The following is a 9,745-nucleotide window of genomic DNA, read 5'->3' on the forward strand; positions in this document are numbered from 1 at the left end:
ATGCAGCCGGCCGGTGTGCCGGACCCGAACGAGTGGGGCCCGCTCAAGGGCACCCTGCCGCCGGTCGCCGAGCGGCCCGCGCGCGGTGCGCGGGCGGCGGGCGCGGCGGCGCGCACGCCGCGGGCCGCTGCTGCGGGGGCTGCTGCCGGTGCTGCCGGGGAAGCTCCTGCGGTGCGGGCGGACCGGCCGCGGCGGACGCGGTCGGTGTCGGAGGGGTCGGCGAGCCAGGCGGGAGCCGAGGCTGCCGAGACCGGCGTCGCCGAGGCCGCTGCCGCCGGGGAGGCTCCGGCCGTTCGGGCGGACCGCCCGCGGCGGACCCGGTCCGTGTCGGACGGGTCGGTCAGCCAGCCGGCCGGCGAGCCCGGGACCGCTGACGAGCCGAAGGCCGACGCGTCCAGGACCGAGCGCCCCGCGCCCGCGCGGACGCAGTCGTCGGATGCGCCCTGGCACAACCCCGTGCCGGCGCACGACGCGAAGCCCACCGAGGCCCCGGCCGAGTCGGCGGCGGAAGCGGTGCAGGCCCCGGCCGAGTCGGCGGCCGAAGCGGTGCAGGCCCCGGCGGAGAAGAAGGACGACCCGTCGGCCCGCCCGGCCGGCCAGGACGGAGACGGCGCGTGAACCTGCTCGACACGGTGCTGCGCTGCGTCGCCACGCTCGTCGTCTTCCTCACCTTCCCGCTGGTGATCGGCCAGACCGAGCACAAGGTCATGGCGCACATGCAGGGCCGGCTCGGCCCGATGTACGCCGGCGGCTTCCACGGCTGGGCGCAGCTCGTCGCCGACGGCGTGAAGTTCGCGCAGAAGGAGGACATCGTCCCCGCCGGGGCGGACCGCCGGATCTTCCAGCTGGCGCCCGCCGTCTCGCTGCTGCCGTACCTCTTCGTGCTGCTGGCGATCCCGGTGGGGCCGGACGGCTTCGTCGGGCAGGCGATCGACGCCGGTCTGTTCTTCGTGCTGGCCGTGATGGGCGTCGGCGTGATCGGCAAGCTGATGGCCGGCTGGGCCTCGGCGAACAAGTTCTCGCTGCTCGGCGGTCTGCGCACGGCCGCCCAGCTGATGTCCTACGAGCTGCCGATGGTGCTGGCGGCGGCGTCGGTGGCGATGGCCGCCGGCACGCTGTCGCTGCCCGGGATCGTGGACGCCTGGCAGTGGTACTGGCTCCCGTGGCAGCTGATCGGCGCGTTCGTGTTCTTCACGGCCGGTCTGGCCGAGCTCCAGCGCCCGCCGTTCGACATGCCGGTGGCCGACTCGGAGATCATCTTCGGCGCGTACACCGAGTACACCGGCCTGCGCTTCGCGCTCTTCCTGCTCTCGGAGTACGTGGGCATCCTGGTGGTATCCGGGCTGACCACCGTGCTCTTCCTGGGCGGCTGGCACGGGCCGATGCCGGACCAGCTCGGCTGGCTGTGGACCCTGCTGAAGACCTTCGCGCTGGCCTTCGTGGTGATCTGGCTGCGGGTGACGTACCCCCGGCTGCGCGAGGACCAGCTGATGCGCTTCGCGTGGACCGTGCTGATCCCGCTCGCTCTCGTCCAGCTCGCCCTCACCGGCATCATCAAGGTGGCGATCTCATGAGTGAACGAAGTGAGCGAATCATCAATAGGTGCGTACGGGCGAATGCCCCTGGCGAGCGAAGCGAGGCGGGCGCATGAGTTTCCCTGGCGCCGGCCTCGCCAAGGGCCTGGCCGTGACTCTGCGGACGATGACGAAGAAGAGCGTCACCGCGCAGTACCCCGACGTGCAGCCGGTGCTGCCGCCGCGCACGCGCGGCGTCATCGCGCTGCTGGAGGAGAACTGCACGGTGTGCATGCTCTGCGCGCGCGAGTGCCCGGACTGGTGCATCTACATCGACTCCCACAAGGAGACGCTGCCGGCCGCCGACCCGAACGCGCGCGCCCGCACCCGCAACGTGCTGGACCGCTTCGCGATTGACTTCTCGCTCTGCATGTACTGCGGGATCTGCATCGAGGTGTGCCCGTTCGACGCGCTGTTCTGGTCGCCGGAGTTCGAGTACGCCGAGACGGACATCCTGGAGCTGACCCACGAGCGGGACCGGCTCCGTGAGTGGATGTGGACCGTTCCGGCGCCGCCGGCGCTGGACCCGGCGGCCGAGGAGCCCAAGGAGATCGCCACCGCGCGCAAGGCGGCGGACAAGCTGGCCGCGGCTGCCGCTGCCGCCGCTTCCGAGGAGAAGGGTGACGACGCATGAGTGCTGCTGCCGCCCTGCTCGCGGCGACCGGCCCCCTGGAGCCGGCCGCCCGTTCGTTCCTGTCCCCGACCGGCGTGGAGATCGTCTTCCTGCTGGTCGGCATCGCCGTGCTCGGCTCGGCCGTCGTCTCCGTCACCACCAAGCAGCTGGTGCACGCCGCGCTGTGGCTGGTGGTCGCGCTCGGCGGGCTCGCGATCGAGTTCCTGCTGCTCACCGCCGAGTTCATCGCCTGGGTGCAGGTGCTGATCTACCTCGGCTCGGTGATCGTCCTGGTGCTGTTCGGGCTGATGCTCACCAAGGCGCCGATCGGACGCTCGCCGGACGCCGACTCGAAGAACCGCTGGGTCGCCCTGGCAGTCGCGCTGGCCTCCGCCGGGACGCTCGTGACGCTGGTCGTCGACGCCTTCCGCACCTCCTGGATCGACCTCGGCGCGGGCGGCGGTTCGGCCGCCGTCACCGGGGCGAGCCTGTTCCGCACCTGGGTGCTGCCCTTCGAGGCGCTGTCCGTGCTGCTGCTGGCGGCGCTCGTCGGCGCGATCGTGCTGTCGCGCGGCTCCAAGCGCCGGGTGCCGCCGCCGCGGGCCGGCCGGCTGCGCGCCGGGCGGCCGGTCGGGTCGAACGGGACGGTCGCCGCGACCGCTCCGCGCACCGCACCGGAGGCCGCCGCTCCGGCTCCGTCGACCTCTGAGCAGGAGGGCTGATGCACCTCGCCTACCCCGTCGTCCTCGCCGCGCTGCTGTTCAGCGTCGGCGTGTACGGCGTGCTCGCCCGGCGCAACGCCGTCCTGGTCCTGATCTCCGTCGAGCTGATGCTCAACGCCGTCAACCTGAACCTCGTCGCCTTCGACGCCTGGCTGCGGGACTCCCTGCACGCCGGCCAGGCGCTCACGCTGTTCACCATCACGATCGCCGCCGCCGAGGTCGGCCTCGGGCTCGCCATCGTCCTGCTGCTGTTCCGGGCCAGGGGCACCGCGGACATCGACCGGGCCACCGCGCTCGGCGACCCGGCCGAGTCGCTCGCCGAGGAGGCACCGGCCGGCGCCGGGGCGCTGAAGGGCCAGGCCACCGCATGAACCTCGCCCTGCCCGTCCTCGTCCCCGCGCTGCCCGCGCTCGGTGCCGCCGCCACCCTGGCCGCCGGGAAGAAGGCGCCCGGGCTGGCCCGGCCGCTCGCGATCGTGCCGGTCGCCGCCTCGGCCGTGCTCGCCCTCGTGGTCGCGCTCCAGCTCGGCACCGGCCAGGCGCTCGACGCCGCCACCCGGCTCACCCCGACCGGCGGCCCGGACATCGCACTCGCCCTCCACCTGGACGGCTTCAGCTCGCTGATCTCCGTGCTGGTCGGCCTGGTCGCCACCTGCGTCCAGGTCTACTCGACCGCGTACCTGAAGGAGGACCCGCGCTACCCCTCGTACGCGGCGCTGGTCTCGCTCTTCACCGCGGCGATGTTCCTGGTCGTCTACTCGGGCGACCTGATCGTGCTGCTGGTCGGCTGGGAGGTCATGGGCATCTGCTCGTACTTCCTGATCGGCCACCACTGGGAGACCGCGGACGCCCGCTCGGCCTCGCTGAAGGCCTTCCTGGTCACCAAGCTCGGCGACGTGCCGTTCCTGTTCGGGATCTTCCTGCTCGGCGCCGACGCGCACAGCTTCCGGATCCCGGACGTGCTGGCCGCCGCCACCGACGGGAAGCTCGGCCACCCGACGCTGATCGCGCTGCTGCTGCTCGCCGGGGTCGCCGGCAAGAGCGCGCAGTTCCCGCTGCACACCTGGCTCCCGGACGCGATGGCCGGCCCGACGCCGGTCTCCGCGCTGATCCACGCCGCCACCATGGTCGCGGCCGGCATCTACCTCGTCGCCCGGCTGCTGCCGGTGTTCCTGCTCTCGGGGGCGGCGCTCGTCGTGCTCGCCGTCATGGCCGCCGTGACGATGATCGGCTCGGCGCTGTGCGCGCTCGCGCAGGACGACCTCAAGCGGGTGCTCGCCTACTCGACCGTCGGCCAGCTCGGCTACATGGCCGGGGCGCTGGCCAGCGGCGACCGCGAGGCCTCGGTGTTCCACCTGGTCAGCCACGGCGCGTTCAAGGCGCTGCTGTTCCTGGCCGCCGGCGTGGTGATCCACGCCGCGCACACCAACTCGATCTCCGCGATGTCGCGGATCCCCGGGCTGCGCAAGCGGGTGCCGGACGCCTACTGGACGATGGGCATCGGCCTCGTCGCCCTGACCGGGCTGCCGCCGTTCTCCGGCTTCTTCAGCAAGGAGGCGGTGCTCACCGCCGCCGAGCACGCCGCCAACGGCGAGGCCATGACCAACGGGCTCGGCCCGGCCTCGGCGGTGCCGCAGGCCGCCGGGTGGATCGTGCTGGTCTCGGCGGCGCTGACCGCGCTGCTCACCGCGGCGTACGCCACCAGGCTCTTCCTGATCGCCTTCCACAGCCCGGCCGGGGCCGTTGCTGGAGCCGGAGTCGGAGCCGTTGCCGCGGCTGCGGCGCCGGTGCCGGTGGCCGACCACGAGGCCGACGCGCCGTACTCGCCCGAGCTCGACGAGGCCGACCCGGCCACCGCCGAACCGCACGCGATGCGCTGGCCGCTGTGGGTGCTGGCCGTCCCGACCATGGCCTTCGGCATCGCCGGGCTGCGCTCCGACTGGCTGCCCGCCCTGCTCGACGGCGGCTCGCTCCGCCCGTCCGGCGTCACCGCCGTCACCGGCACCGGGCTCGCCGTCGTCGGCGCGCTGCTGGCGTACGGCGCCTGGCGCTCGGCCACCGCACGGCTCGGCGCGGGCCGCCCGGCCCCGGCCGCGGCCAGCCGGGTGCCCGAGCAGGCCGGGGTGCCGGCCGCCGAGGTACTGGCCACCGAGGTGCTGGTCGCCGACCCCGGGCGCACCCTGCTCGGCCCGCTGTTCGGCCCCGCCCGGCACGGCTTCGGCGTCGACCGGCTCTACAGCGCGCTGTTCGTCCGCCCGGTGGCCGCCGCGGCCCGGCTGGTCCGCTTCCTCGACCGCGAGGTCGTCGAGGGCTACGTCCAGGGCAGCGGGATCGGCGCCAACCTGCTCGGCCGGGCCGTCCGGCTCGCGCAGACCGGCAACGCGCAGACCTACCTCAGCGCGCTGCTCGCCGGCGTCGTCCTGCTGGCCGTCCTGGTGGCGGTGTAGCGGATGCCGTTCCCCGTCCTGTCCCTCCCCCCGACCGTCGCACGTAGGAGTCCACGATGAACGCGGTCCTCATCGCCCTCCTGGTGCTGCCGCTGCTCGGCGCGGCCCTCACCCTGACGCCGGTGTTCGGCCCGACCGCCGTCCCCGGAGCCGAGGCCGTCGCCGGAAGCAAGGCCGTCGCCGATCGGCGCGCGCTGCGGCTGAACTCCGTGCTCACCGGCGCGGTGTTCCTGCTCAGCGTCGTGCTCGCGGCCGGGTTCGACCGCGGCGAGCCCGGCCGGATGCAGGCCACCACGGACGTGTCCTGGATCCCGGCCATCCACGTGCGCTTCCACCTCGGCGTGGACGGCGTCTCGCTGCCGTTGATCGTGCTCACCGCGCTGCTCACCTTCCTCTGTGCGCTGTACTCGGAGAAGCGGCTCCCGGACGGGGACCCCCGGGGCGGAGCGCCTGATGAGAACCGTCCGTCGGCGCGGGCCTTCGTCGGGCTGTTCCTCCTCCTCGAAGTCGGCATGCTCGCCACCTTCGCGGTGCTGGACCTCCTCCTGTTCTTCCTGGCCTTCGAGATCGTGCTGATCCCGATGTACTTCCTGATCGCCCGCTGGGGCAGCGGGGCGAAGGTGCCGGCCGCCAACCGGTTCATCCTGTACACGCTGCTCGGCTCGGCCGTGATGCTGCTCGGCTTCCTGCTGGTCGGCACGAAGGCGGGCACCTTCGACATGCAGGCCCTCGCCGCCGCGCACGGCAGCGGCCTGAGCCACACCACCCAGGTGACCGCCGCGCTGGCGATCATGATCGGGCTCGCGGTCAAGGCCCCGGCCTGGCCGCTGCACAGCTGGCTCCCCGACGCGCACACCGCCGCCCCGACGGTCGGCTCGGTGCTGCTCGCCGGCGTGCTGCTGAAGATGGGCACGTACGGCCTCGTCCGCGTCCTCCTTCCGGTCGTGCCCGACGGCACCACGACGCTCGCCCCCTACCTGGGCGCGTTCGCCGCCGTCGGCATCGTCTACGGCTCGCTGGCCTGCCTGGCCCTTGCGCGGCGCGGCTCCAAGGGCGACCTCAAGCGCCTCATCGCGTACTCCTCCGTCGGCCACATGGGCTTCGTCCTGCTGGGCATCGCCTCCCTCACCCCGGTCGGCGTGAACGGCGCGCTGTTCGCCAACATCGCGCACGGTCTGATCACCGGCCTCCTGTTCTTCCTCGTCGGAGCGCTCAAGGACCGCTACGGCACGGCGGACCTCGACACCCTCTCCGGCAGCACCGGCGCCGCCCTCTACGGCCGCGCACCGCGGATCGGCGCCCTGCTCGCCTTCGCCGCCGTCGCCAGCCTCGGCCTGCCCGGGCTGGCCGGCTTCTGGGGCGAGCTGCTCGCCATGTTCGGCGCGTTCGACCCGGCGGCGGGCCTGTCCCGCCCGGCCTTCGTCACCTACATGGTCCTGGCCGGCCTCGGCACCCTCCTGACCGCCGCGTACCTGCTGATCGTCGTCAAGCGCGTCTGCATGGGCGACCCGAAGCAGCCCGCGCCGGTGGCCGAGCTCGCCGACCTGCGCCCGTACGAGGCCGTCAGCTGGACGCCGCTGGCCGCCCTCACCCTGCTCGCCGGCCTCTGGCCCGCGCTCCTGCTCGGCCTCTCCGACCCAGCCGTCAAGCACCTTCTCGGAGGTGGCTGACATGCGCGGCGCCATGCTCGGAGCCCGGCTCGCCGAACTCGGACCTCACTCCACGGGGCAGCACACTGTGACCTCCCTCGCCGTACCCAACGCGGGCAGCCTGATCCAGTCCGTGGACTGGGTGGCGATCGCACCGCCGCTGATCGCCGCCGTGGCCGCCCTCGCGGTGCTGGTCGCCGACCTCTTCCTGCCCGAGCGCCACAAGAAGTGGCTCGGCCGCCTCACCGCGGCCTCACTCGCCCTCGCGCTCATCTCGCTCCTCCCCCTCACCGGGGGATCACCCCGGGCGACGTTCTGTGCGCAGAACGTAGCAGGGGCCACTGACAACGCAGGCTGCTCGTACGTCGCGGACCACTTCGCCCTGGTGTTCCAGCTGCTCGCGCTCGGCGGCGCGCTGATCGCCGCGCTGCTGTCCGCGCACACCGTGGAGAGCGAGAAGCTCCCCGGCGGCGAGTACTGGTTCCTGCTCCTCTCCAGCGCCACCGGTGCCGCCCTCCTGCCCGCCTCCCGCGACCTCGCCACCATGGTGATCGCCCTGGAGGTCGCCTCGCTGCCCGCCTTCGCGCTGGTCGCGCTGCGCCGCGACGGCCGGGGCGCGGAGGCCGCGCTGAAGTTCTTCGTCTCCTCCGTCACGGCGACCGCCGTCATGCTGCTCGGCGTCGGCTTCGTCTACGCCGCCAGCGGCAGTCTGCACCTCGGCGCCATCGCCGAGGGCCTGGAGCACGCCCCCGCGCAGCTCAAGCCGCTGGCCGAGGCGGGCGCCGTCCTGACCCTGGTCGGCTTCGCCTTCAAGGTGGCCGCCGTCCCGTTCCACTTCTGGGTGCCCGACACCTACACCGGCGCTCCGCTGCCCGTCGCCGGCTACCTGTCGGTCGTCGGCAAGGCGGCCGGCCTCTCCGGCCTCGCGCTCGCCACCACGGTGGCGTTCCGCCCGTACGCCCACACCTGGGGCCTGGTGCTCGCGGTGCTCGCCGCCGTCACCATGACCGTCGGCAACGTCGGCGCGCTGCGCCAGCGCTTCGACACCCGGTACAGCGCGGTCCGGCTGCTCGCCTGGTCCTCCGTCGGCCAGGCCGGGTACCTCCTGGTGCCTCTGGCCGCCGCCGGGTACGCGCCGACCGCCGCCGACCCGCTCGGTGCGACGGCCGCTTACGCGCTGATCTACGGCGTCGTGAACCTCGGTGCGTTCGGCGTGGTCGCGGCGGTCGGGCGGCGGGCCGGGACCAGCGTGGACGACTTCCGCGGGCTGTTCGCGCGGAGCCGTTGGACTTCGCTCGCTCTGGCGTTCTTCCTGCTTTGCCTGGCGGGGCTGCCGCCGGGTGTGATCGGGCTCTTCGGCAAGGTCGTGGTGTTCCGTGCGGCGGTCGACGCGGGGCTGGGGTGGCTGGCGGTCGTCATGGCCGTCAACGTGGTTGTCGCTCTGTACTACTACCTGCTCTGGACGGCTCGGCTGTTCGCTCCGGCTCCGGCTCCGGTGGTGGAGGGTGAGGGTGAAGCTGATGCTGAGCGTCGGTTGCCGATCAGTTTGACGGCGACGCTCGGGCTCACCGCTTCGGCTGCCGTGGTGCTTTCGGTTGCGCCGCAGCTCGTCCTTCAGGTGGCGGGGGGCAGCCTCTTCTGAGGTGGGCGCGGTGTCACCTCTGTCACAAGGGAACAAGGTCCCTGGCCCCGCCCGTTGACCGGGCAAGAGGGACGAGGCAGAAAGGGCTTCCCCACCGCGCCATTGGAGGGCCTGACGTGCACCGCCGGCACAACGGACTGAGGACCGCCGTCCTGCTCGGTGGCCTCTCGGCGCTGATCCTGGTGATCGGCGGCTTCTTCGGCCGCACCGGCCTCGTGATAGCCCTGCTGGTCGCCGTCGGGACCAACGCCTACGCGTACTGGAACAGCGACAAGCTCGCCCTTCGGGCCATGCGGGCCCGGCCGGTCAGCGAGATCGAGGCGCCCCAGCTCTACCGGATCGTCCGCGAGCTCTCCACCTCGGCCCGCCAGCCGATGCCCCGGCTCTACATCTCGCCCACCCCGGCCCCCAACGCCTTCGCCACCGGCCGCAACCCGCGCAACGCCGCGGTCTGCTGCACGGACGGCATCCTGCACCTGCTCGACGAGCGCGAGCTGCGCGGGGTGCTCGGCCACGAGCTGAGCCACGTCTACAACCGGGACATCCTGATCTCGTCGGTCGCCGGGGCGCTCGCCTCCGTGGTGATGTTCCTGGTGAACTTCGCCTGGCTGATCCCCTTCGGCCGCAGCGAGGACGACGACGGGCCCGGCCTCTTCGGGATGCTCGCGATCATGATCCTCGGACCGCTGGCGGCCGGGCTGATCCAGCTCGCGGTCAGCCGCTCCCGCGAGTACCAGGCCGACGCGGACGGTGCCCGCATCACGGGGGATCCGCTGGCGCTCGCCAGTGCGCTCCGGAAGCTGGACGCGGGTACGCGCCGACTGCCGCTGCCTCCGGAGCCTCAGCTGCAGACGGCCAGTCACATGATGATCGCCAGTCCGTTCCGGCCGGGGGAGGCTGGGGCTCGGTTGTTCTCGACGCATCCGCCGATGGGGGAGCGGATTGCTCGGTTGGAGCGGATGGCGGGGTATCGGGGCTGAGGGTTCCGCTGCGCGGGGCTTGGGGTTCTGTGGGCTCTCGGGAGGGTGGGTGCCGGGGGGGGCTGGGGGGGTGGCCGCTCCGGGGGCTGGATGATTTTCCGACTGCCGACTCTGTGGGT

The 9,745-nt window shown here is 73.0% G+C and carries 8 protein-coding genes and 1 pseudogene; all 9 read left to right on the forward strand.

Annotation, left to right across the window (positions count from 1 at the left end; genetic code table 11):
- A pseudogene (locus tag AB0O00_RS21110) lies at nucleotides 1–618 on the forward strand (NADH-quinone oxidoreductase subunit C); the annotation flags it as partial.
- 2 nt (nucleotides 619–620) lie between these two features.
- Nucleotides 621–1,574 (forward strand): NADH-quinone oxidoreductase subunit NuoH, encoded by a 954-nt coding sequence (gene nuoH / locus AB0O00_RS21115; protein ID WP_363653976.1) that lies wholly within the window; start codon nucleotides 621–623, stop codon nucleotides 1,572–1,574.
- Nucleotides 1,575–1,647: 73 nt separating this feature from the next.
- Nucleotides 1,648–2,208: an NADH-quinone oxidoreductase subunit I gene (locus AB0O00_RS21120; protein ID WP_363653967.1), complete on the forward strand. Its 561-nt coding sequence runs from the start codon at nucleotides 1,648–1,650 to the stop codon at nucleotides 2,206–2,208.
- Nucleotides 2,205–2,909, forward strand: coding sequence for an NADH-quinone oxidoreductase subunit J (locus AB0O00_RS21125; protein WP_363653969.1), 705 nt, complete (start codon nucleotides 2,205–2,207; stop codon nucleotides 2,907–2,909). Before AB0O00_RS21120 ends, AB0O00_RS21125 begins: the two co-directional genes overlap by 4 nt.
- Nucleotides 2,909–3,280 (forward strand): NADH-quinone oxidoreductase subunit NuoK, encoded by a 372-nt coding sequence (gene nuoK / locus AB0O00_RS21130; protein WP_363653971.1) that lies wholly within the window; start codon nucleotides 2,909–2,911, stop codon nucleotides 3,278–3,280. The genes AB0O00_RS21125 and nuoK overlap by 1 nt, the downstream gene beginning before the upstream one ends.
- Nucleotides 3,277–5,355, forward strand: coding sequence for an NADH-quinone oxidoreductase subunit L (locus AB0O00_RS21135; RefSeq protein ID WP_363653973.1), 2,079 nt, complete (start codon nucleotides 3,277–3,279; stop codon nucleotides 5,353–5,355). The genes nuoK and AB0O00_RS21135 overlap by 4 nt, the downstream gene beginning before the upstream one ends.
- A gap of 56 nt (nucleotides 5,356–5,411) precedes the next feature.
- The gene (locus AB0O00_RS21140; RefSeq protein WP_363653974.1) at nucleotides 5,412–7,025 is read left to right on the forward strand and encodes an NADH-quinone oxidoreductase subunit M; all 1,614 of its coding nucleotides are present in this window, start codon (nucleotides 5,412–5,414) and stop codon (nucleotides 7,023–7,025) included.
- Between the two features lies 1 nt (nucleotide 7,026).
- Nucleotides 7,027–8,646 (forward strand): NADH-quinone oxidoreductase subunit N, encoded by a 1,620-nt coding sequence (locus AB0O00_RS21145; RefSeq protein ID WP_363653978.1) that lies wholly within the window; start codon nucleotides 7,027–7,029, stop codon nucleotides 8,644–8,646.
- 116 nt (nucleotides 8,647–8,762) lie between these two features.
- Nucleotides 8,763–9,626, forward strand: coding sequence for a zinc metalloprotease HtpX (gene htpX / locus AB0O00_RS21150; RefSeq protein WP_363653975.1), 864 nt, complete (start codon nucleotides 8,763–8,765; stop codon nucleotides 9,624–9,626).
- The last annotated feature ends 119 nt before the right edge of the window (nucleotides 9,627–9,745 follow it).

This window comes from Kitasatospora sp. NPDC093558, from assembly GCF_040683475.1.
In the GTDB taxonomy this organism is placed as follows: Bacteria; Actinomycetota; Actinomycetes; order Streptomycetales; family Streptomycetaceae; genus Kitasatospora.